We start from the raw sequence: 23677 nt of genomic DNA on the forward strand, positions 1-23677 counted from the left end.
TTAAACTTCTTTTTCGGTAAAATCTACCTCTGGATTACAAATTTCTAAAACAAGTTGTTTTAGTTGTTTTGAAAATTCTAAAAGCGTGTCTTCTGTTATTAAACTGTCTTTTTTTCTAGAATGGGTTGATGGTTTTGTAGAAAATTTTAATAAACCAGCACTTAAATTTTTAAATGAAACTATACCAGCTTCAATTGGGAATTTTAATGGTTGTGATTTAGCCATCATATAAGCATAACAAAGTATCTGGAAACTTTTACTGTATTTTTTATAATCGGTATTTAAATCGTCCCAATTAATAATTTCAACTTGACCTTGATCTACTTTACCCGTTTTGTAGTCTATAATTCTTATAACGCCATTGCATTCATCAACTCTATCAACCTTTCCTCTAAGGTTAACAGGTTGGTTTAGTTCTGGAATATCTATTTTAACGTTATTATCGGCTTCAATAGCTATAATTTTTATTTTTTTTCCAGACTTTAGTTCTTTTATTTCTAAATCTAAAAAGTTTAAAACGTAGCGTTTAGCAATTTCGAATATAATTAGGTTTTTGCCCTTAGTAATGTCACCTTCTTTATATTCATTTTTAAAATGATAAGTAACGCGTTTTTCAATATTTTTTTTTAGATCTTGAATGATTTCTACCGATAAGAATTTATTTATTAGGGGTTCATAAAAATCTTCCAAGGTATTATGCACAACAGTTCCTAATGTGTTTGCGGCTACTGTTTCTTCAACATCGTTGTGCTCTTTAATTTTTAATATTTTTTGATAGTAAAAATCAATTGGGTTACGAATATAATTAGTTAAAGATGAGGGTGAAAAACCATCTTCAGCTACTTTTAAAATAGATTTTGTAAGTGTTTCTGTTTTTTTTACAACTGTTAGTTTTTCTGGAATTACAGGAACATTTGGCGCAACTACATGTTTTTTAAGCTCATGAATATTTTCAAGTTCAAGTTGTGTAATTAAGCGGCTTTTTTCGCCTCCAGTTAAAACGTCTTGTTCTGTATTATAAAGAATATACACGTTTTTTGCACGATGTAATAAATGATAAAAGTGATAGGTGTAAACAGCGTCCTTTTCTTTGTAAGTAGGTAGCTTATTTTCAACCCTAACATCAAATGGAATAAATGAATTATTGCTTTTTCCTGAAGGAAGCACACCTTCGTTAACCGAAGTTATTACTATAGTTTCAAAATCTAAAACACGAGACTCTAACATACCCATAAGTTGTAAGCCTTGTAATGGTTCTCCTTGGAAATCGAGTGTATTGCTGCTTAAAAGTTCTTTATAAATGCTGTAAAGCGCCGATATGTCTTTTATGTGGCTGTAATCGTTATTTAATCTTGTTAGTTCATTAAATAGTTCGTTAAATCGAAATAAATATTCTAAGCTTAACGTATTCTGTGTTTTATCTAAATTAAGATGATTTTTTATAATATGAATTAACTCTGTACAATTGTTTAGTGCAGTTGTTGGGTTATTCATCCAGTTGGAGAATAGCATATTAATTACAATATCGAATTTTGTTTCGCTTATTGTTATTAATCTATCTTTATTGATAAATATAATATTGTTACTGTCTATAGTTTCAATAATTTTTGAAGCATAGTCAACATCATTAAAATAAAATAGTGGTTTTATAAATTGATGAGATAGTATTTTAATAACGTCTTTATAATAAAAATCGTTACTAGCTTTTTTATGAAGATGAAATAAATTCTCGAATATTGAAGCTAAAGGAATTGATTTTAATGGAAAACCCATTGTGATGTTTAATTCATTTAAACTCTCAGGTAATGAATTTAAAACAGGAATCAATAAATTTTCGTCACCTAAAACCACAGCAGTATTCTCGAGATTATTGTTTGTTTCTTTAAGCTTTTCTAAAATAGATCCAACATATTTTGCTTGGCCAATATTTTTTGGAACTGCAAAAAGCGAGATGTTTTTTTGCTGAGTATAATTATCTTTTATCCAATTAAAAGGGCTGTTTTTAAAGTGTTTCCAGTTTTTTTTATGTTGATTTATAAATAAACCAGCATCATGGTTTTTGGTATTTATAAAAGCAGCATCTGTATCCCAATAAATTTTGGCTCGGTCTAGTTCTAATAATTTTTGTATTAAGGTTTCTTCGGCCGTATTTAAAGCATTAAATCCTAAAAACACATATTGTTTATTTTGATTTTGCTGCAAATACATTTCAAAATTATTAACGGCCTCTCTGTAAACTAAACCTTGATAACCTATGTTTTTACTAATTAATAATTCTGTGTAGCTTTTATAGTAAGTGTATAACTTGTTCCAAAAATTTATATAGTTTTTTATAAAATCACTTTTGTTTTCACTTATTGACCAATGATCACTTTCAATTTCCTTAATTGCGCTTAAATAATTAAAAAAATTTTCTTGGGGAATTAAGTAACGATCTACTTCGTTAAAATCTTGCAATAAAATTTGTGCCCATTTAGCAAAAGTTTCAAAAGAATCCCTTTGTTTATCTGGAGTTAATTCGCAATAAATTGTATAAAAATTAAAAAGTAGTTCTGTATTGGTAATGGTTTTTAATCCTGATAATTCGCCAACGAACTCCTCGACACTTAAAATTTCTGGAGCGAATATAGTTTTGTCTACAACTTTCGGTATTTGGTGTTTTAAGAATAAACCAGCACGTTTACTGGGTAAAATAAAGGTTATGTTTGCAATGTCAATGTTATTTGTTTGCAGGTCGTTTAAAACATCAAATATAAAAGTCGTCATAGTATAAAAATAAAAAACGCATCGGAAACCCGATGCGTTTTTATAAAACTTATTTTAAGAATTAAATCAGTAAAATTATTTTACTAAGTTAATTTCTACACGTCTGTTGTTAGCTCTACCAGCTCTAGTTTTGTTAGTATCAATTGGTTTAGACTCACCGTAACCAAGAGCAGATAATCTGAAAGCATCAATACCATGACTAATTAAATACTCTTTTACAGAGTTTGCACGAGAATCAGATAATCTTTGGTTTAATTTTTCGCTACCTACACTATCAGTATGACCTTCAACTGTAAATTTAGCAGTTGGGTATTCTTTTAAGATACCAATGATATCACCTAATACAGCTTCAGATTGCGCTTTAATTGAAGATTTACCAGTATCGAATAAGATAGTTTTAGCGTACTCATTTAAAGTTTTTTGAACTTCTTCAGTTACTTCAGGACAACCAGCGTTAGCAACAGTACCTTTTACTTCAGGACACTTGTCATCTTTATCTAGTACTCCGTCACCGTCTGTATCTGGCCATGGGCATCCTTTATTAGCAGCAGGACCAGCAACATCTGGACAAGCATCATCAGCATCAGTAACACCGTCACCGTCAGCATCAGGACAACCAGCTAAAGCTTTTAAACCAGCAACTGTAGGACAGCTATCATCTTTATCTGCGATACCATCACCGTCAGAATCAGGACAACCGTTTAATTCAGCTAAACCAGCTTCGTTAGGACAATCGTCTTTAGAATCTTCAATACCGTCACCGTCAGTATCAGGACAACCGTTGAATGCTTCTAAACCAGCAACTTCTGGACAAGCATCATCTTTATCGTAGATACCATCACCGTCAGTATCAGTACCACCAAATTTAATTGAGATACCAGCAGTATGTTGGAAATGTGTTTGTAAGTAATCTTCGAAAGCGTGCTTATAAGAAGACTGAAGCGTTAAACCTACGTTCTCTGTGAACCAAACGTTTAAACCAACAGTACCATTTACTGTTCCCGCACCAATTTCATCAATCCAAGTGTAACCACCACCAACACCAACGTATGGGTCTAAAGTAGTTCCTTCTAAAAAGTTATATTTAATTGTACCATCTAATCCATAGTAAGATAAATCATCTTCTGAATTTACAACTTCAGGATCTGAACCAGGAACATCTCCCCAGCTTTCAATTTTGTTTAAAGAACCCGTAACACCTAAAGAGAAACCATTTTTAATGTACCTAGATACCGAAATAGTTGATAAAGAAGGTAAAATATTCCAGTGATCGCTTACGTTAAAGTACTCATCGAAAATAGTTTCACCGAATTGAGCATCACCTACAACACCATCTCCAGAAGGATAAGCATCAACAGCATTTGCTCCAATTGTAATTTGCCAAGGATTGTTTTCGTCTTGCGCATTAGCATTGCTATAACCAAGAACTAGCAACATAGCTAATAATAATCTGCTAAGATTTTTCATATTCAAAAGTTTAATTTTTAAGTGTTAATTGTAAACAAAAGTAAGTTGTTAAATGTAATTAACAAAACAAATATAAAAAAAATAGTTCAAAACACTTAAATATGTATGTTTAAGTGGTATTTTAAATGATTTCGAGTGTTTTGCCCACCTTAGTAAAGGCTGTTATTGCTATATCGAGGTGATTTTTTGTGTGTGCAGCCGATAATTGCACTCTAATTCTTGCTTTTTCTCTGGGAACAACAGGAAAAAAGAAGCCAATAACGTAAATACCTTCTTCTAATAAAAGGTTTGCCATAGTCTGCGATAGTTTAGCATCGTATAACATTACAGGTACAATAGCCGAATCACCATCGATAATATCGAAACCTGCTCTTTTCATACCGTTTTTAAAGTAATTGGTATTCCATTCTAAAGTGTCGCGAAGTTCAGTGTTGTTTTCAAGCATATCGAATACTTTAATTGATGCGCCAACAATAGCCGGAGCTAATGAATTTGAAAACAAATAAGGCCTAGAGCGTTGGCGTAACATTTCGATAATTTCTTTTTTGCCGGTTGTATAGCCGCCCATTGCACCTCCTAATGCTTTACCTAGTGTTCCGGTAATAATATCTATGCGATTTAATACGTTTTTTTCTTCAAGTGTTCCGCGTCCGGTTTTGCCAATAAACCCAGCGGCGTGACATTCATCAATCATTACTAGAGCGTCATATTTATCGGCTAAATCACAAATTTTATCTAATGGAGCAACTAATCCATCCATAGAAAATACACCATCAGTTACAATTATTTTAAAACGAGCTCCGTTTTTATTGGCTTCTAGAAGTTGTTTTTCTAAATCTGCCATATCATTGTTTTGGTAGCGGTAACGAGCCGCTTTACAAAGGCGAACACCATCAATAATAGAGGCATGATTAAGTGAATCTGAAATTATAGCGTCTTCTTTAGATAAAAGGGGCTCAAAAACACCACCATTAGCATCAAAAGCTGCAGCATACAATATAGTGTCTTCGGTTTGATAAAAATTAGCGATTTTTTGCTCTAATTCTTTATGAATATCTTGTGTTCCACAAATAAATCTTACCGAACTCATCCCGAATCCGTGTGTATCCATAGCATCTTTTGCAGCCTGAATTACCTCTGGGTGCGACGACAAGCCTAAATAATTGTTGGCGCAAAAGTTTAAAACAGTTTCGCCTGTGTTTAATGTTATTTCGGCACCTTGAGCCGATGTTATTATACGTTCTTCTTTAAAAAGTCCGTTGTTTTTTATGTCTTTAAGTTCTTCTTTTAAATATTCTTTAATTTCTCCGTACATATGTTTTGGGTTTTAAATAACGGTTACGTTTATATCTTGGTTAATGTAGACTAGAATTTTTTGATTTACTTTAAAATTCATGTCCTCTAAAACATCTTGGTATAATAGCAACTGTTGTTGGTGTTTTTTGTTTTCGCCACCCGTTTTGTAATCTATAATAGTAGCTTCGTTTTGCGAATTTATAACTATTCTATCTGGTCGTAAAATAGTTCCGTATTTATCAATAATATCGCGTTCGTTAAAAATAGTTGAATTTGAGTTAAAATATTGTGCTAGCTGCGGATGATTGATAATTTTTAAAATATCAGACTTTAAATATTCTGCTTGGTTTTTGGTTATGGTTGAAGCTTTTATAAACTCGTTTAAAACAGAATCAACATCATTAATAATTTTTATTTTAGCCATAATATCGTGTACTAAATTCCCTTTTTCTATAGCTTCTTGTTGGTTGGTATCCCAAAGTAAGCCCGATTTTGTAACCACTTTTATATTATGATCTTCTTTTGCGGTTGAAATAAAACGTTGCTCGATAGTTGAATCTAGTTTTTCCTTGTGGATAGATGTTTTAGATTTATCTCCGAATGAATATAATAATTGCGAATCGTTCCATAAACCTAAATGTTGCAAATAGCTTATAAATAAACCTGAATGATTTTTAATATTAACTTCACCTTTTGCATTAATATCTTTTTTAGAAATTATATAAAGTTGCTCAACAGGTCGGGTTAATGTTACGTATAATAAATTAATACTGTCTAACTCCAATTCGGCTTGATGGCGGTTATGAATATTATAGCCTTCTTCTCCAAAATATTCAAAATCTTTATTGTAATTTAGTAAAGTGTGTGTAAATCCGTTATATTTTTCTGCATCAAGTTTATACCATTCTTTAGGCTCTATATCTTCATAAATGTTTAAATCTGCGTAAGGGAAAATAACTACCGGAAATTCTAACCCTTTAGATTTATGAATGGTCATGATTTGAATAGCGTTTTGACCCTTGGGCGATACTACGCTTAAATTGTCTTTTTTCTTATCGAAATACTCTAAAAAAGCTGAAATATCTGATCCTTTTTTCTGGGAGAAATCTAAAACAACATCTAGATAAAATTGAATGTAAGCGTTAGAGTTTTCAACCAAATTAAAACTTCTTACTATAGTTTCTGCTAAATCGTAAAGTGGCAATTCAATGAGCTGTTTGCTGTTTATATAAATGTTAAATTTTTCGAAACCTTCAACGAATTCTGTGCTTTCTAGGTTAATATAGTTTGTATAAAATTCGTGTTTGTTTTCAATATTAAAATGATCTGATAAAAAGTTTAAAATGGCAATTTTTATTTCTTTATTTTTTGGTTGAAGTAATAACCATAACATGTTATTTATAAAAACAACTTCGGGTGAATTATGAATTAATAAACCGTCTGCTGAAATAATTTTAAGGTGTTTTTCTTTGGCCAAAAACTTTGCTAATGCTCTTTCTTCTTTTCCTTTTCTAACTAAAACACAAATATCTCTTTGGCTGTAACCGTTTTTTAAACAATTGTTTATGGTGTTTAAAACTTCATTACCAAAAACTTCGTCTCTGTCATCATCTTTTAATATATCTAGAAAATTCAGTTCTACATAACCTGAGTTATCTATTCTAATATCTTGATGTGCATTACTAAAAAGTTCGCTATAAACGGGGTTGCTAAAGGTTTGTGTAGCTAAGTAATTAAAAAAACCGTTATTAAAACTTACTATTTCTTTGTAGCTTCTAAAATTATTCGGGAGTTTCTCAACGTTTTGATTTATAAACGGGAATGGCTTATTAGTTTTATTAAATAAGTCAATGAATTGTTCAGCTTTACCACCGCGCCAGCGATATATGGCTTGTTTAGCATCGCCAACTAGCATGCTACTGCCAACTTGGGTAGCTAACGAGTTGCCAATTAATGGTAATAAATTTTCCCATTGCATGGTAGAGGTGTCTTGAAACTCGTCTATAAAAAAATGGTTGAATTTATCGCCCAAACGCTCGTAAATAAAAGGTGTAGGTTGTTTTTTTATTTCTTTGCTAATTAAGGTGTTAAATTCTGAAATTAGCATTTTGTTTTGCTCTTCCTTAAGTTCTGTTAACTCTTTTTTTATAGCACTTAAAACCGATAGTGGTGTTATGTTTTTGTAGAAGTTTTTTAAGAATTTTAGATTATAAACAGCAGCTTTAATTACTTTATAATAGCTTTCTATTTCAGGTAATAAGTTATCGATAGTAATTTTAAGTGTGTCATCTAATTTTTGAGTATAAATACCTTTTCTTTCAGCTATATTTTCTTCAAGTTTATTGTCGTATATCTTATAAAAATCTAGATTTAAAACTTTAATAAAATGATTTGGTAGTGTACTTCTTGAAAAATTTTCATGCGATAAACCAGCGCTTTCAATTAACTTTAAAACTTCTTCAGCATTTTCTTTAATTAGGGTTTCTTTAGTCTTTATATCTTTTAATAATTGATTTTTTAAAGTTTTAAAATCTTCAAAAGTTTTATTGTTAAGCTTTGTTACATATTCTAAATCATTTTCATTTACAAGTAGTTTTGCTATTTTATTAAAATCGAAGCTAACATCGCCACTTTTATCATCGTCTACTTTTTCTATAGCAAAATCAACTAAAATTTGGGTTAACGCTTTATTTGTTCCAGCTTTAGCAATAAGACTGTCTACAGCTTCATTTAAAAGGCTGTTTTGGTCTAATTCAACTTCAAAATTTAAGGGTAATTTTAAATCGTAAGCAAAGGTTCTAATTATGCGATGTGTAAAACCATCGATGGTTGAAATATCGAAAGCAGCATAATTGTGCATAATGTGGTTTAATATTTTCTTTGCTTTTTCGTGTAGAGTATTTTGGTCTATGTTTAATTCATTTTGAATAGCCAGAAACATATCGTTTGGCTGGGTTAAAATGGTATTATCTGCAAACTGTTTAAGCGTATTTATAATGCGCTCTTTCATTTCGGCCACAGCTTTGTTAGTAAAAGTTATGGCTAAAATATTTTTAAATAAAAATAAATTGTTTGATGCCAGTAATATTTTTAAATACGCTTTTACTAGAGTGAAGGTTTTACCGCTTCCTGCCGAGGCATTATATATTGTAAAAGTTGGTTTATTTTGCATAAGGGTAATTTGCATACAAGATAAAAACTATCAATGATTTCATAACAATATATTATTTTTTATTACCCGCTTTTATGTGTAAATTTGAAAGAAATTAAATATTAATAATTTAAAACTAAAAATTATGGCTTTCGAATTACCGAAACTAGGATATGCGTACGATGCTTTAGAACCAAATATTGATGCACGTACCATGGAAATACACCATACAAAACACCATAACGGGTATACAACTAAATTAAATGCTGCTATTGAAGGTACAGATTTAGAAGGAAAATCTATTGAAGATATTTTAACTGAATTAGATTTAAGCAACGGTGCTGTTAGAAATAATGGTGGTGGTTACTACAATCACTGTTTATTCTGGGAAGTAATGAACCCCGAAGATAAAGGTTACCTTTCTGGTGAATTAAAAGATGCTATTGAAGCAGAATTTGGATCTAAAGAAGCTTTTATTGAAGCTTTTAGTAAAGCTGCTGCAACACAATTTGGTTCTGGATGGGCTTGGTTATGTGTGCATAAAGGTGGTAAAATAGAAGTTTGTTCTACACCAAACCAAGACAACCCATTAATGCCAGGGGTTGGTTGTGGAGGCACACCAATATTAGGTTTAGATGTTTGGGAACATGCTTACTATTTAAATTATCAAAACCGTCGTCCAGATTATATCGATGCTTTCTTTAAAGTAATTAACTGGAACGAAGTTGAAAAACGTTACGCAGAAGCAAAATAAGCGAATCAACATTATAATTCATTTAAAACGTCTAAAATTTAATTTTAGACGTTTTTTTTATCTCTCATTGTGACTTTTATTTTGTACTGTGTCTAAAAGTTGTAAATACATTACTATTTATTGTAATAAAAACTTATATACCCACTCAAATAGGAAGTAGGACTGTTAATAGCAAGATTACTTATAAGTCGGGCGGCTATTCTCCCCTAAAAATAGCCGTCCTTCTTTACAAACATCATACATAAAACAATGAAAAAATTATTGCTTATTGTAGCTATGTTTACGACTTGCGTAGCATTTGCTCAAAAAAAAGAAAAAATAAAAGGGAATAAAGAGGTTATTGAAGTTTATAATAACCTACCACCCTACACCAGTTTAGAAATTTCCGATGGTCTTGAAGTATTGTTAATGCAAACTGGAGCATCAGGTTATAGAATAAAAACCGACTCTAATTTGGTTGATGTTATTAAAGTAGAAGTTGTAGATAAAATTTTAAAACTTTATACTACTATGCATATTTCATCTTCAAAAAAGTTAGAAATCAATTTAACATCGTCACAAATAAATACTATTAATTTATCTCAAGGTTCTAAATTAGAAAGTCAAAATTTAATTCAGTCAGACTCTTTAACAATATCTACCTTTAACAATTCTAAATACAACTTAGATTTAGCTTCTAAATATCTAGCTGTAAATATGCAAGGAAGCTCAAATGGTAAAATTATTTATAGAGGTGATGATATTTTAATGAATTTAAATGAAAGTGCTTTAATAAAAGGAAGTATTTCCGCTACGAATTTTGATTTAACCATAAATGATCGTGCAGATATGAATATTGAAGGGAACTGTGATAACTTAAACTTAATCGCAACAGGTTCTACCGATATAAAGGCTAAAGATTTAAATGTAATGCATGCAAAAATAAATGGTTCTAATAATTCCGATATTTACATTTATTCAAATAAAGATTTAACGCTTTATGCAAAAGGAAAAAGCAATGTCTATGTTTATGGTAATCCTAAAATTAATGTAGAGGGATTAAGCGATAAATCGCAAATAATAAAAAAATAAATATTATTAGATTATTTGGTTAGTTTTTTAAATGAAAAAGGTGAACTAGAATGTTCACCTTTTTGCCCCAAATCTACCATAAACTTAACCTACTTATGTTATGGTGATTCAAAAATATAACTGTAAAGCCTTCTCGTAAAATATATTAGTTAAACCGCATATAAATTAGCTTAAACGAGAGGATGTAAAATTATTGGTTTGACGATTTTAAACTTTAAGAACTTAATAAAATTTCATAAAAAAAGGCGAACAGATGTTCACCTTTTTTTGCCCCAAATCTACCATGAACTTAACCTACTTATGTTATGGTGATACTAATTTATTTCTAATTTAACTAAATCTAACTATTTTTAGACGAAATACAGATTTATCCGTTTATAAGTAGTTTTTTATAGATAACTATAATTAATAGGCCCTTTCTTTATTGCCTTCGTAAAAATTAATAAACGCTCTGTTTACAACTCGATTTCCACCCACAGTTGGATAATTTCCTGTAAAATACCAATCTCCAAGATGTTCTGGACAAGCTTTATGCAAGTTTTCTACCGATTGAAATATTATTTTAACCTCCGCTTTAATGCCTTCATCATCTAACAATTCTGCAATTTTATCAGATATCTGTTCATCGGTAAATGGTTCGTAAATTTCTTTTACAAAATTAACAACTTCTTTATCTGCTAAATCGGTTTGATCTAAACATTTCTTATAGACCTCTTCTACTATATTGTATTGATTATTGTCTTTTAAAAGTTCCAAAGCAGCCTGAAATGCAATTAAACCCTCTAAATTAGCCATATCAATACCATAGCAATCTGGATAACGTATTTGTGGAGCCGAAGACACAACAATGATTTTTTTAGGATTTAACCTATCAAGCATTTTTAAAATACTCTTTTTTAATGTTGTTCCACGAACAATACTATCATCTATAATTACAAGATTATCGGTTGGTTTCACAACGCCATAAGTAATATCGTAAACATGCGCGACAAGGTCATCTCTACTACTATCTTCAGTAATAAACGTTCTAAGTTTTACGTCCTTTATTGCTATTTTTTCTACACGAGCACGTTCGGATAAAATTTCAGTAACTTTTTCAGCCGAAATAGAACGTTGCCCTTTTAAAATTGCTTCAGTTTTCTTTTGATTAATAAATTTATCAGCCATTTTAACCATTCCATAAAAAGAAGTTTCAGCTGTATTTGGAATATAGGAGAAAACCGTATTTTTTGTGTCGTTATTTATTGCTTTTAAAACTTTCGGCATAACAAGTTTACCTAACATTTTACGTTCTTGATAAATTTCGGCATCACTTCCACGAGAAAAATAAATGCGTTCAAACGAACATGCTTTTTTTTCAAGAGGCTCTAAAATTTGTTTTAACCTCATTTCTCCCGATTTCTTTGTAATAATAGCTTGTCCTGGTTGTAATTCTTTTACATCTTCAAATTTCACATTGAAAACCGTTTGAATAACAGGGCGTTCTGAAGCAATTACCACAACTTCATCATCTTTATAATAATAGGCTGGACGAATTCCCGCGGGATCACGTAAAACAAATGCATCACCATGTCCAATTAAACCAGCCATAGCATAGCCTCCATCCCAGTTTTTTGCAGCACGTTTTAAAATTTTTGCAACTTTTAAACGCTCAGCAATTAACGGCGATGCTTCTTGTTTATTGTAGCCTTCCTTTTTAAGATCTTTATATATTTTACTAACCGCATCATCTAAAAAATGACCAATTTTTTCCATTATGGTAATGGTGTCGGTATAATCTTTTGGATGCTGCCCTAATTGTATTAAATTATCGAAAAGCTCTTTAACATTAGTCATATTAAAGTTTCCAGCCATAATAAGGTTTCTGTGCATCCAGTTATTTTGTCGTAAAAACGGGTGCACACTTTCTACACTATTTTTACCAAAAGTACCGTAACGCACATGCCCTAAAAGTACTTCGCCGATATATGGAATATTCTTTTTTTGAGCCGAAACATCATTTAAATACTCAGGATGTAATTTAAACTCGTTGTTTATACGCTCATTTATTTGTGCAAAAATATCTTGAATAGGTTGTTGCGCAACAGATCGAACTCTACTAATGTAACGATGTCCTGGTTGGGTATCTAGTTTTATGCTTGCAAAACCAGCACCATCTTGCCCACGGTTATGTTGTTTTTCCATCATGAGATACATTTTATTTACACCATAAAATGCACTTCCGTATTTTTCTTTGTAATACTCTAAAGGTTTTAACAGCCTAATCATGGCTATACCACATTCGTGTTTTAAAAAATCACTCATAAGTTAAGTTTTTGTTTTAATGAAAAAACAACTGTAGTTCGTTTTGTGTTAATTAAAAAACGCACTCTTTTTAGAGCGCGTTTGTTTATGTTAATTCTATTTCAAATTGTGTTAGTTCCTTAAACTGCAATAGGCGTTTATGTATTTCTGTACTGGATAAATTAAGCATACGTTCGGTGCCAAATTTTTCGACACAAAAAGACGCCAATGTAGACCCAAAAATAACGGCCTTCTTCATATTCTCAAACGAAGTGCCTCCCGTTTTTGCAATGTAACCTGCAAATCCGCCTGCAAATGTGTCGCCAGCACCAGTAGGATCAAAAACCTCTTCTAAAGGTAAAGCTGGGGCATAAAACACTTCATTGTTATGGAATAATAATGCTCCGTGCTCTCCTTTTTTTATCACTACATATTTTGGCCCCATTTCGTGAATTTTTCTAGCGGCAACTACTAACGAATATTCTCCAGTTAATTGACGAGCTTCTTCATCATTTATAGTAATTACATCAACACGTTTTATAGTTTTATGTAAATCTTCTAATGCAGAATCCATCCAGAAATTCATAGTGTCTAAAATAACAAGCTTTGGTTTAGTTGTCATTTGGTCTAAAACACTAGCTTGCACTAATGGGTGTAAATTACCAAGCATAACAACTTCGGCATCTTTGTAATCTTTAGGTACAACAGGGTTAAAATCGGCCAAGGTATTTAATTCGGTAACCAAGGTATCCCTAGAGTTCATATCGTTATGATATCTACCACTCCAAAAAAACGTTTTACCACCTTTAACTATTTCTACTCCGGAAAGATCAATATTTCTTTCGGAAAGTAAATTCAAATAAGCTTCTGGAAAATCGTCACCAACAATAGAAACGGCTGTGGCATCTACCTCGAATGTTGAAGCAGCTAGACCTATAAAGGTTGCTGCACCACCAAGAATTTTATCGGTTTTACCGAAAGGAGTTTCAATAGCATCAAAAGCTATGGTACCTACAATTACTAATTTACCCATAAAAGGATCGCTGTTTTGGTGCAAATATAATGCTTTATTACTAAAATTAAATACTAATATCTTAATGGAAAAGAGAATGTGACTTCTTAATATTTAATGTGTCTTAAAAGCGCTATTAATTAACATTGAAAAATGGGGGATTTTCCTTCGATTACAGAAGTTTTCCTCCATTTTTATTATTTTCTTCCAAAATCCGCAGGAATTTCCCCCCAAGCTTTTGTTTCCCATTTTACTATTGCAGTTGTGTAATTGTTGTTTTTTAACCACAATAATGCACGGTCTACCAGTTCAAACAGTGGTTTATTTTTTTCGCTACGCTGTAATTTAGTATTGCAGTTTTTCTTTTTTACCCAACTTATTGCGGTTCGCGAATCGGTATAAAGTATTTTGCTGCTGTTATTTTTTTTAAGAAGTGCAAGCCCATGAACAATAGCTAAAAATTCACCTACATTATTTGTACCCTCGTTAAAAGGGCCTTGAATAAATAATTGTTTTTTTGTTTTTGTATCTACTCCGCGGTATTCCATAATTCCCGGATTTCCGCTTGAAGCAGCATCAACAGCAATAGAATTATAATTAGGCTGACCAATTTTTTTTAACTCGGCTTCAGATAGTTTACTTTTAAAATTTTTATTTTTTCCAACAAAATCAAAATAATTACCGTTTAAAGCTTTTTTTGCAGCATCAAATGTTAGGAACGATTTATATTGTGCACCTTCAAAATTAGTTATTTGTACTTTGCAATCATTCCAAGAATCAAAAACACCTGTTTTATGGCCTTTCCAAACAGTATAATATTTCTTTTTTTTAGACATATTATTCTAATCCTAGTTCAGTTTTTTTTAATTTAAGCTTTTTCGGTTGAATTTAGCTTAACATTACATATTATTCTAGTAATTTTTGAACCACCTTAGGAAAATGCTTCATTTCTAGTTCATGAATTTTGACAGCAACATCTTCTGCCGTATCACTAGGAGAAACATCACATTTTGCTTGAAAAATAATTGCGCCCTCATCGTAATTTTCATTTACATAATGTATAGTAATGCCTGTTTCTATTTCTTTGTTTTTAACCACAGCTTCATGCACATTCATGCCGTACATGCCTTTCCCCCCAAACTTAGGTAATAGTGCTGGATGCACATTTATTACCTTATTCTCAAATTCTTTTAAAATAAATTCTGGGAATTTCCATAAAAACCCAGCCAATACAATAAGATCTGGTTTTGCAACTTTTAAAAAATTAAGCACATCACTGGTTTGAGTAAAAGCTATTTTATTAAATGAAAATGCGCTAACCTTAAGTTTTTTAGCACGCTCTAAAACTTTGGCATGCGGATTGTTAGTAAGTACCTGAATAACAGAAACATTATCGCTGTTGTGAAAAAACTTAATTAAATTTTCAGCATTACTTCCACTTCCGGACGCAAAAATTACTACACGTTTCATAAACAGACTATAGATGTTAAGATTATTTCAACAAAAAAAAGAATAATTATTAACAATTAGTAGGTAAAATCGAATTACTTGAAATCATTTTATTAAATTAGATTCACATTTTTATGGTAAAGATGTGTTTTAAAAATAAAGTTTTTTATTTTTGCCAACTAATTAAAACCTTAAATTAAAAAATTATGTCAGACATTGCATCAAGAGTAAAAGCGATTATTGTAGACAAATTAGGAGTTGATGAAAACGAAGTAGTAACTGAAGCTAGCTTCACAAACGATTTAGGAGCAGACTCTTTAGACACTGTAGAATTAATAATGGAATTTGAAAAAGAATTCGATATTCAAATCCCAGACGACCAAGCTGAAAACATCGCAACAGTAGGTCAAGCTATCTCTTACATAGAAGCAGCAAAATAAGCAAATTTACTTTATGGAATTAAAGCGAGTTGTAGTCACAGGATTAGGGGCTTTAACACCTATTGGCAATACCAAAGATGAATATTGGGAAGGTCTTATTAGTGGTAAAAGTGGTGCTGCGCCTATAACCTATTTTGATACCGAAAAGTTTAAGACAAAATTCGCTTGCGAATTAAAAAACTTTAACGCAACAGATTTTCTTGATAGAAAAGAAGCTCGTAAAATGGATAGGTTTACGCAATATGCTATGGTAGCATCAGATGAAGCCATTGCAGATGCTAAGCTAAACCTTGACCAAGTTAACAAATTGCGAGTTGGTGTTATTTGGGGTGCAGGAATAGGTGGTTTAGAAACCTTTCAAAACGAAGTGTTAAATTTTGCCAGTGGCGATGGAACACCGCGTTTTAACCCATTTTTTATCCCAAAAATGATAGCCGATATAGCCCCAGGAAACATATCTATTAAAAATGGATTTATGGGTCCTAATTACACCACAGTATCGGCATGTGCATCATCGGCAAACGCCATGATTGATGCTTTAAACTATATACGTTTAGGGCATTGTGATGTGATTGTTACCGGAGGTAGTGAAGCTGCTGTTACCATTGCTGGAATGGGTGGTTTTAATGCTATGCATGCACTATCTACAAGAAACGATAGCCCAGAAACAGCTTCAAGACCTTTTGATGGAACCCGAGATGGTTTTGTTTTAGGTGAAGGTGCTGGTGCGATTATTCTTGAAGAATATGAACATGCTAAAGCTAGAGGTGCCAAAATTTACGCAGAAGTTGTAGGTGGAGGTATGTCATCAGACGCTCACCACATGACAGCGCCACATCCAGATGGTATTGGTGTTATAGCTGTTATGCGTAATTGTTTAGAAAACGCTGGTATGGAACCCGAAGAAGTCGATCATATTAATACACACGGTACATCCACTCCATTAGGAGATGTAGCCGAACTTAAAGCGATAACTGAAGTGTTTGGAGACCATGCAAAAAATATAAATATTAACTCTACAAAATCAATGACAGGCCATTTACTTGGCGCTGCTGGAGCTATAGAATCTATTGCTTCAATTTTAGCAATTGAGCATGGTGTTGTTCCTCCAACAATAAATCATGAGGTTGTAGACGAAAATATCGATTCTAAACTTAACTTAACGCTTAACAAAGCTGAAAAAAGAGATGTTAAGGTTGCTATGAGTAATACCTTTGGATTTGGCGGTCATAACGCCTGTGTATTATTCAAGAAAATAGATTAAATCCCGAATGAAAAACATTCGTAACATATTAAATTCCCGTTTTAAACGTAACGGGAATTTTTTTATGGAAATACATCAAATTTTAGGGTTTAAACCTAAACAAATAAGATTTTATAATAAAGCCTTTACACACCGTTCTATGAACCTAAAGGACGGCAAAGGTAACGCCATAAATTACGAACGTCTCGAATTTTTAGGCGACGCCATGTTAAGCTCGGTTATTGCATCACATTTATATCTTGAAGTACCAAGTGGAGATGAAGGATATCTTACTAAAATGAGATCGAAAGTTGTGAGTCGAGAACATTTAAACGAGTTGGGCAAAGAGCTTAAACTTATTAAATTAGTTGAAAGCAAAATTCCAGCAGGACAGTTCGGTGATAATATTCACGGTAATTTATTTGAAGCTTTAATAGGAGCTATTTTTTTAGATCGTGGCTATAAATATTGCGAAAAATTTATTTATAAGCGGGTTATTATTCCTTATGTAGACATCGAAACCCTTGAAGGTAAAGTAATAAGCTATAAAAGTTTATTAATCGAATGGTGCCAAAAAGAAAAGAAAACCTTTAATTACAATGTTTACGACGATACTGGAAACGACGAGCTTAGGCATTTTTCAGTTAAACTATCCATAAACGATAAGGTTATTTCAAAGGCACGAGCAACTTCAAAGAAAAAGGCAGAAGAAAAAGCCTCTAGACGCGCATTTTTTGCACTTCAAAATCAAATTTCAAAACCGAATTCGGTTTAAAGAATAAAACTATAACGTTATAGTGTAATTTGTAGTTAAGATTGATACTTTCTTAACATCACGCATTATTATAAACCTTATATTTACCAAGTTTATTAATAGGTTATGGCTGTTCACAAACTTATTTTAGATGATGATTTTGCTGAGGTAGAATACACCCTAATAGCTATACATTGCAATTTGGAAGATTACCGTTTAGCATATCTTTTAAATAAAAATTTAGGGCTATCGCTTACGCGAAAAAAATCAGATTTAAAATTTAATAAAGGCACCATTACTTATCCTATTTATAAATGGGATGATGAAAAACAGCAAGTTTCATGGCATTTAGTTTCAAATATTTGTAAAACAGAAACTGTTCGTGAGGCGGAAGTTAATTCGCTATTCCAAAATCAACAAAAAGTGATAAAAACAACATTTTTATTACCCGAACATAAAAGCGTTAACTATTTTTTAAAGATAGATTTTGAGTTTAGTAATAACAAAAAAAAACTATTACTGAATAATATTTTAAATATATCGCAAATAGCAACTGCTTATAGCTTAAACGCTAACCAAGTAAAAACCAAAGAACATTTAATTTTTAGCTAATGTCAATCAATAAAAAAACAAAAATAGTAGCCACATTAGGACCCGCCACAAGTACCAAAGACGTACTAAAAGGTATGTTAGATGCAGGTGTAAATGTATTTAGAATAAATTTCTCGCATGCCGATTATACCGATGTTACCGAACGTATTAAAATGATACGAGAGCTTAACGAGGAATACGGTTTTACTGCTGCCATTTTAGCAGATTTACAAGGACCTAAGCTTCGTGTTGGTGTAATGAAAGAAGAAGTTGTAGTTAACCCAGGAGACGAAATAGTTTTTGCTACAGGCGAACGTTTTGAAGGCACAAAAGAGCGTGTTTACATGACCTATAAAAGTTTTCCACAGGATGCAAAACCAGGAGAACGTATACTTTTAGATGATGGTAAACTAATTTTTGAAGTAGTTTCAACCGACGATAAAAGCGAAGTTATAGCCAAAGTTATTCAAGGTGGCCCATTAAAGTCGAAAAAAGGTGTAAACCTACCAAATACGAATATCTCACAACCTGCTTTAACCCCAAAAGATATTGACGATGCTATTTTCGCCATTTCTCAAAATGTAGATTGGATTGCCTTATCGTTTGTTCGACATGCTGAAGATTTAAAACAACTAAGTGAGTTAATTGAAAAACATAGTGATCATAAAATTCCTATAGTAGCTAAAATTGAAAAGCCTGAAGCTGTTGAAAATATAGATAAAATTGTTGCACACTGTGATGGTTTAATGGTGGCTCGTGGCGATTTAGGTGTGGAGGTTCCTGCAGAAGAAGTGCCTTTAATTCAAAAAGAATTAGTGCTTCGTGCTAAAAAAGCTAGAATACCTGTGATTATTGCTACCCAAATGATGGAAACTATGATTACTAGTTTAACACCAACCCGAGCAGAAGTAAACGATGTGGCTAACTCGGTTATGGATGGTGCGGATGCGGTAATGCTTTCTGGTGAGACTTCAGTAGGTAAATATCCTGTACAGGTTATTCAAAAAATGGCTAGTATTTTAAAGAATGTAGAAGATTCAGAATTAATTAAAGTACCACAATTACCCCCACATATTCGCACAAACCGTTTTATTACAAAATCTATTTGCTACCATGCCGCTATTATGGCTAACGAAATTGATGCAACGGCCATTTCAACGTTAACAAATAGTGGTTACACAGCGTTTCAAATTTCGGCTTGGAGACCATCGTGTCATATTTTAGTGTTTACATCAAACAAACGTATTTTAACTCGTTTAAGTTTACTTTGGGGTGTTAAAGCTTTTTATTATGATAGTTTTGTAAGTACAGACGAAACAGTAGGAGATATTAACCGTATTGCTAAAGACCAAGGTTATGTTAAAAAAGGCGATATGGTTATTAGTTTAGCATCAATGCCTATTCAAGAAAAAGGCATGGTGAATACTTTAAGAGTACGAGAAATTACAAAAGACTAACAATCTTTATACGTTTATAAAAAAAAGCTGCTCTTGATTGTAACAAGAGCAGCTTTTTTTTTATAACTTAAAAATGCTTTTTAATAAGCTCCTAAATAATAACTACCAGAAATAGTTTTTAATGTAGCACCTTTACTAATTTCTTTTGTTAATGTGTTTATAACATAAATATTACCCTCTTTGCCAGATGGCGTTAATGGCACATATGCTATATCTCCAACAAGACCGATATATTGGTACTGACCTAATGTAGCCTCTAAATCCTCATCTGTTTCAACATCTGTACTTAATTTAACAGAGTTCGATGGGGTGTTTAAATCGATTAAAGCAACGTATCCTCCAGCTGTATCAGCTAATGTGTAAAGCACAATACCAATTCCATCTTTAACATATCTCCAAGCTTTAATAGATGCACCTGTAACACCTATTGCTTCGTTTAAATCAAAATGATAACTTTGATCATAGTCATTAGTTGCACTACTAATACGTAAAACATCTGCGCCAGATGTAGCTGTAGCTTGGTAAATATGTCCATCTGTACCAACATATTGTGTCATAGTACGATATGAGTTATTAACTTCTGTTGAATTTGTAGAAGTAATAACTGTAGGGTTTTTTAATGAAGGATAATCTAAAACTAAAGTTTTGGTACCTTCAATTTCACCATAAGGCCACTCTGGTATACCATCTTCATCTAATTCAGGTGTTGCTGTAGTGTCATACTTTCTTGTTCTACACCCAATAAAAAGTTTAGTTTGAGCGGCGTTCAAAATAGGTACATCTACACGTCCTACGTTGTAACCAGCTGCTCTTTCTTCATCCGTCCAAGGAAAATCGAATATTGCTGTATTAGTAATTGCTGTATTATCTAAATCTAGAACTGCAATTTTTATTTCACTATCTGCACTTAAAAATGTGTAATTTCCATCTTCTCCTTCATACTCTACATCATATGAACTTGCGTAAACACCAATACCAATACCTTCAGCCGCTTTCATCCAACGAGGTGCTGTTCCTAAAATAGCCGCTGTATTTAACTCATATCCTACTTCTTGAAAGTCTCCACCTTCACCAACTTCGTATTTGTTAAACACACCACCTTCTGTACCTGTATATTGTATGTTGTATAAGTATTTACCATCGGCAGAAGCTTGTACACGAGCAGTACGGCTAGATTTTAAACCAATACCTTCTACAAAGGTTCCATTTTCATATTTTAAAAGGTCTACAATATAACTTGGATCCTCTGCATTTTCTACAGTAATACCGTATGCACGAGTACCACCATTACCTCCAGTTCCATCATCGTCTGGGAATGATGCTGTTAACGTAATATATCGCGTTTCATCAACTGGATCTGGATCGGTTATTCCTCCTGGTTGATCATCATCATTACTACAACTGCTAAAAGCTATAGCTATACTTAATAATCCTATTTTAAATAGATTTTTTTTCATGATTAATTGATTTTGATTATAAAAATTTACTGATTATATAATTTAATTTGAAATAGATACCTCTACCTGGTTTTTGTATCGCAAAATTGTCATAGATTTCTGCGTTAAATAGGTTTTTTACATCTATACTTGCTACTAATTTTTGCGAAGGAAAACGATAACTTAGGCCAATATCGTGTGAAACTTGACTAGGTGTTTTAGACCATTCTGGTTGCCCCCAAACCGTATAATATTCTCCCACAAAACCAATAGTGTAATAGGTGTTTAAAATGGATTTTTTTTGAAAAATATTATTGAATCTATATTGAACATTTCCGTTAATTGTAAAAAAGGGCTCATTAGGAACTTGTTGCCCATAAAGAGAATGCGCATTGTCGTTTTCATCGACTTCTTGCTTAAATACATTATTAAATTTTGAGAAATTTAAAGACGTATTTAGTCTGTTGTTATAGATGTAGATAATTTCGGCTTCGAAACCTCGCGCTTGTGTTTTACCAAGATTTACATAGCGAGTTACTTGAATATCTGCTTCTGCTTCTTCTTCAATTTCAGACTCATCAACAGCTTGTTGTGTAATTTTATCGTATCCATTACGCCAAAAAGCATTTGCATAAACCGATACTTTATGCTTATTAAATTCTAAAGTTCCCAAGCGAAAACCTAAATTATAATTAATGTTTTTTTCTGGGCTTAATTGTGTATTTGGAAGAATATTAGTTTCGGGAGATCCATATAATTGTCGCTCACTAGGCGATACATACGAGTTTTCGGTAGATGCGATAATGTATAAATCGGAAACCGCATTATAAGATAACGTTCCGCCATAACCAAAATTAGAGTTAGTTGCAATAGTATCATTTCTTACTATAGAATTCACACCATCGGTTGTTGTAATGTCATATTCTGTTTGACTTGTGTGATTGTATGTATATTTACCTAATAAATTGGTTTTTAGTTTTCTATTAAAGGTTTCCGCTTCATAATTAATAGAAATTATATTTTGAGATATCGTACTTACTGTGGCATAATCTTGATTTATTTCATTTAATAAATCTTCATCTTCTCTATCTGTTGCTTCATACTTATGATTTAAAGATAAACGATGTCTATCGGCTACCATATACCCCAAGTTTGTGCGTATATTGGTGATTTTTCTATCGGTGTTCGAAATAACTTTTTCACCTTGTTGTCCGCCAAGAAGCGTTTTAAGAGGCACTCTTTCGCCAAATTCAATAACTTCTCTTTGGGTACCATCCCAGTTATAAGCTATTCCAACAGTATCCTGTAAAAACGTACTGCGATAACTTCTAGCCGCATTTACTTTTAATGCTAAGTTTTCGGTTAGAAAATTTCTTTTGCTATAATTAAGTAATATAACGCGGGCTTCGGTTTCGTTAAATCTTCCCACATATGGTACAGACATTGTTGTTCCATGCGGTATTTCTTTATAGTTGCTAGAACCGTTGTAGCCTACAAAAAATTGATCTGCCCATTTGGTGTCGGTAAATCCAACTTCGAAACGTCCTCCTAGCGATTTATAAGTATTATTAAATCGTTTAGCGCGATAGGGTCTTGTAATTTGGCCTAAATAATTAACATAGGTTGTAGATCTTCCCCAAGTTTCATAACTGTTATCTGTATAAGTGTAAAAAGCAGAGCCTCTAAAAGCAAGGCCTGTTTTCTTTTCGCGAAAGGTTACTCCAATATCAGATTGTGAAGTATTAAAAGAACCATAAGAGCTAGCTAAATTGATGTTATTTTGAGACACATCTTTTTTCAAAACAACATTTATGGCTCCACCGGCATAATCGCCCGTAAGGTGCGAGGGTAGTACGCCTTTATACACTTCTATGCGTTCAATCATAGAAGTTGGTATATTGTTAAGGTTAAAGGACTGGCCGTATGTTGAAATTTCTAAACCGTCAAGAAATATTCCAATAGCACTTCCAGACATGCCGTTAAGGTTATATTCTACATCAGAACCTATACCTCCATTTTGCCGAATACGTACACCAACAGATCTGTCTAATAATTCATTGGTTGTAAGGTTTCTTAACGATGCTTCTTTAGTATCTATTATGGCGACAGCAAAACCGCCTTCTTCAATTTTTTTCTTGGCTGTTTTTGTTTGTACAACAACCTCACTTAAACCTTGATAATCGGTTAATTCAAGAATTATATTTAGTGATTTATTTGCAGTGTTAAGATTAACTTTTACAGTCTGGCTCTTTGCATTTAACGAGCTTACCAAAATGTTGTAATTACCATAAGATAAATTACTTATAGAAAACTGCCCATTTACATTTGCCGATGTTTCTTTTTTAATGCTGCCATTCTCTATTATTATTGACGCACCGAGGGCAGGTTTATTATTGTCGAACAAAATATAACCACTAACAGTTCCAGTTTGCGCAACCAGGTACATGCTAAAAAGAAATGCGGATAAAAAAAGTAAATATTTTGCCAAGCCTTGAAATTTTTGACAA

Annotated in this window: 17 protein-coding genes; 7 read left to right on the forward strand and 10 right to left on the reverse strand. The window is 32.3% G+C overall.

The window, feature by feature from the left end:
* From PW52_RS02875 to PW52_RS02890, 4 genes are all read right to left on the reverse strand, one after another.
* Window positions 1–2766, reverse strand: a complete 2766-nt coding sequence (locus PW52_RS02875) for a PD-(D/E)XK nuclease family protein (RefSeq protein WP_044631421.1) — start codon at window positions 2764–2766, stop codon at window positions 1–3.
* 75 nt (window positions 2767–2841) lie between these two features.
* Window positions 2842–4233 (reverse strand): OmpA family protein, encoded by a 1392-nt coding sequence (locus tag PW52_RS02880; protein WP_044631422.1) that lies wholly within the window; start codon window positions 4231–4233, stop codon window positions 2842–2844.
* A 121-nt stretch (window positions 4234–4354) separates the two neighbouring features.
* Window positions 4355–5548 carry a glycine C-acetyltransferase gene (kbl, locus tag PW52_RS02885; RefSeq protein ID WP_044631423.1) on the reverse strand — a complete coding sequence of 398 codons (1194 nt, stop codon included), beginning with the start codon at window positions 5546–5548 and terminating at the stop codon, window positions 4355–4357.
* A 12-nt stretch (window positions 5549–5560) separates the two neighbouring features.
* Window positions 5561–8701, reverse strand: coding sequence for a UvrD-helicase domain-containing protein (locus tag PW52_RS02890; RefSeq protein WP_044631424.1), 3141 nt, complete (start codon window positions 8699–8701; stop codon window positions 5561–5563).
* A 124-nt stretch (window positions 8702–8825) separates the two neighbouring features.
* Between PW52_RS02890 and PW52_RS02895 the strand changes: the two genes are divergently transcribed.
* Both PW52_RS02895 and PW52_RS02900 read left to right on the forward strand, forming a co-directional pair.
* Window positions 8826–9434 (forward strand): superoxide dismutase, encoded by a 609-nt coding sequence (locus PW52_RS02895; RefSeq protein ID WP_044631425.1) that lies wholly within the window; start codon window positions 8826–8828, stop codon window positions 9432–9434.
* A gap of 249 nt (window positions 9435–9683) precedes the next feature.
* Window positions 9684–10505, forward strand: a complete 822-nt coding sequence (locus PW52_RS02900; protein ID WP_044631426.1) for a head GIN domain-containing protein — start codon at window positions 9684–9686, stop codon at window positions 10503–10505.
* Window positions 10506–10910: 405 nt separating this feature from the next.
* Here PW52_RS02900 and PW52_RS02905 read toward each other — a convergent pair whose 3' ends face one another.
* From PW52_RS02905 to purN, 4 genes are all read right to left on the reverse strand, one after another.
* Complete coding sequence (locus tag PW52_RS02905) at window positions 10911–12809, reverse strand: amidophosphoribosyltransferase (protein ID WP_044631427.1); 1899 nt, start codon at window positions 12807–12809, stop codon at window positions 10911–10913.
* Window positions 12810–12894: 85 nt separating this feature from the next.
* Window positions 12895–13821: a PfkB family carbohydrate kinase gene (locus PW52_RS02910; RefSeq protein ID WP_044631428.1), complete on the reverse strand. Its 927-nt coding sequence runs from the start codon at window positions 13819–13821 to the stop codon at window positions 12895–12897.
* Window positions 13822–13997: 176 nt separating this feature from the next.
* The gene (locus PW52_RS02915) at window positions 13998–14636 is read right to left on the reverse strand and encodes a ribonuclease H1 domain-containing protein (protein WP_044631429.1); all 639 of its coding nucleotides are present in this window, start codon (window positions 14634–14636) and stop codon (window positions 13998–14000) included.
* 70 nt (window positions 14637–14706) lie between these two features.
* A complete protein-coding gene (gene purN / locus PW52_RS02920) occupies window positions 14707–15270 on the reverse strand; it encodes a phosphoribosylglycinamide formyltransferase (RefSeq protein WP_044631430.1) in 564 nt (187 codons plus the stop codon).
* Window positions 15271–15455: 185 nt separating this feature from the next.
* Between purN and PW52_RS02925 the strand changes: the two genes are divergently transcribed.
* From PW52_RS02925 to pyk, 5 genes are all read left to right on the forward strand, one after another.
* A complete protein-coding gene (locus PW52_RS02925) occupies window positions 15456–15689 on the forward strand; it encodes an acyl carrier protein (RefSeq protein ID WP_007647141.1) in 234 nt (77 codons plus the stop codon).
* A gap of 13 nt (window positions 15690–15702) precedes the next feature.
* A complete protein-coding gene (gene fabF / locus PW52_RS02930) occupies window positions 15703–16953 on the forward strand; it encodes a beta-ketoacyl-ACP synthase II (protein ID WP_044631431.1) in 1251 nt (416 codons plus the stop codon).
* A 7-nt stretch (window positions 16954–16960) separates the two neighbouring features.
* Window positions 16961–17707, forward strand: coding sequence for a ribonuclease III (gene rnc / locus PW52_RS02935; RefSeq protein WP_044631432.1), 747 nt, complete (start codon window positions 16961–16963; stop codon window positions 17705–17707).
* 105 nt (window positions 17708–17812) lie between these two features.
* Window positions 17813–18298 (forward strand): IPExxxVDY family protein, encoded by a 486-nt coding sequence (locus PW52_RS02940; RefSeq protein ID WP_044631433.1) that lies wholly within the window; start codon window positions 17813–17815, stop codon window positions 18296–18298.
* Entirely contained in the window at window positions 18298–19734 is a 1437-nt protein-coding gene (pyk, locus tag PW52_RS02945) for a pyruvate kinase (RefSeq protein ID WP_044631434.1), read from the forward strand. Before PW52_RS02940 ends, pyk begins: the two co-directional genes overlap by 1 nt.
* 80 nt (window positions 19735–19814) lie before the next feature.
* Here the strand turns inward: pyk and PW52_RS02950 are convergent, their stop codons facing one another.
* Together PW52_RS02950 and PW52_RS02955 are read right to left on the reverse strand one after the other, a co-directional pair.
* Entirely contained in the window at window positions 19815–21191 is a 1377-nt protein-coding gene (locus tag PW52_RS02950) for a hypothetical protein (RefSeq protein WP_044631435.1), read from the reverse strand.
* 16 nt (window positions 21192–21207) lie between these two features.
* Window positions 21208–23658 (reverse strand): TonB-dependent receptor, encoded by a 2451-nt coding sequence (locus PW52_RS02955; RefSeq protein WP_205618117.1) that lies wholly within the window; start codon window positions 23656–23658, stop codon window positions 21208–21210.
* Window positions 23659–23677 lie beyond the last annotated feature (19 nt).

The organism is Neotamlana sedimentorum (assembly GCF_000943565.1).
Taxonomy (GTDB): Bacteria; Bacteroidota; Bacteroidia; order Flavobacteriales; family Flavobacteriaceae; genus Neotamlana; species Neotamlana sedimentorum.

Bases quoted from the DNA above. Each gene is read 5' to 3' on its own strand.
- PW52_RS02895 (WP_044631425.1), top strand. From the start codon at position 8,826: ATGGCTTTCGAATTACCGAAACTAGGATATGCGTACGATGCTTTAGAA.
- PW52_RS02950 (WP_044631435.1), bottom strand. From the start codon at position 21,191: ATGAAAAAAAATCTATTTAAAATAGGATTATTAAGTATAGCTATAGCT.
- fabF (WP_044631431.1), top strand. From the start codon at position 15,703: ATGGAATTAAAGCGAGTTGTAGTCACAGGATTAGGGGCTTTAACACCT.
- PW52_RS02910 (WP_044631428.1), bottom strand. From the start codon at position 13,821: ATGGGTAAATTAGTAATTGTAGGTACCATAGCTTTTGATGCTATTGAA.
- PW52_RS02890 (WP_044631424.1), bottom strand. From the start codon at position 8,701: ATGCAAAATAAACCAACTTTTACAATATATAATGCCTCGGCAGGAAGC.
- kbl (WP_044631423.1), bottom strand. From the start codon at position 5,548: ATGTACGGAGAAATTAAAGAATATTTAAAAGAAGAACTTAAAGACATA.
- PW52_RS02925 (WP_007647141.1), top strand. From the start codon at position 15,456: ATGTCAGACATTGCATCAAGAGTAAAAGCGATTATTGTAGACAAATTA.
- purN (WP_044631430.1), bottom strand. From the start codon at position 15,270: ATGAAACGTGTAGTAATTTTTGCGTCCGGAAGTGGAAGTAATGCTGAA.
- rnc (WP_044631432.1), top strand. From the start codon at position 16,961: ATGAAAAACATTCGTAACATATTAAATTCCCGTTTTAAACGTAACGGG.
- PW52_RS02905 (WP_044631427.1), bottom strand. From the start codon at position 12,809: ATGAGTGATTTTTTAAAACACGAATGTGGTATAGCCATGATTAGGCTG.
- PW52_RS02915 (WP_044631429.1), bottom strand. From the start codon at position 14,636: ATGTCTAAAAAAAAGAAATATTATACTGTTTGGAAAGGCCATAAAACA.
- PW52_RS02880 (WP_044631422.1), bottom strand. From the start codon at position 4,233: ATGAAAAATCTTAGCAGATTATTATTAGCTATGTTGCTAGTTCTTGGT.
- PW52_RS02940 (WP_044631433.1), top strand. From the start codon at position 17,813: ATGGCTGTTCACAAACTTATTTTAGATGATGATTTTGCTGAGGTAGAA.
- PW52_RS02900 (WP_044631426.1), top strand. From the start codon at position 9,684: ATGAAAAAATTATTGCTTATTGTAGCTATGTTTACGACTTGCGTAGCA.
- PW52_RS02875 (WP_044631421.1), bottom strand. From the start codon at position 2,766: ATGACGACTTTTATATTTGATGTTTTAAACGACCTGCAAACAAATAAC.
- pyk (WP_044631434.1), top strand. From the start codon at position 18,298: ATGTCAATCAATAAAAAAACAAAAATAGTAGCCACATTAGGACCCGCC.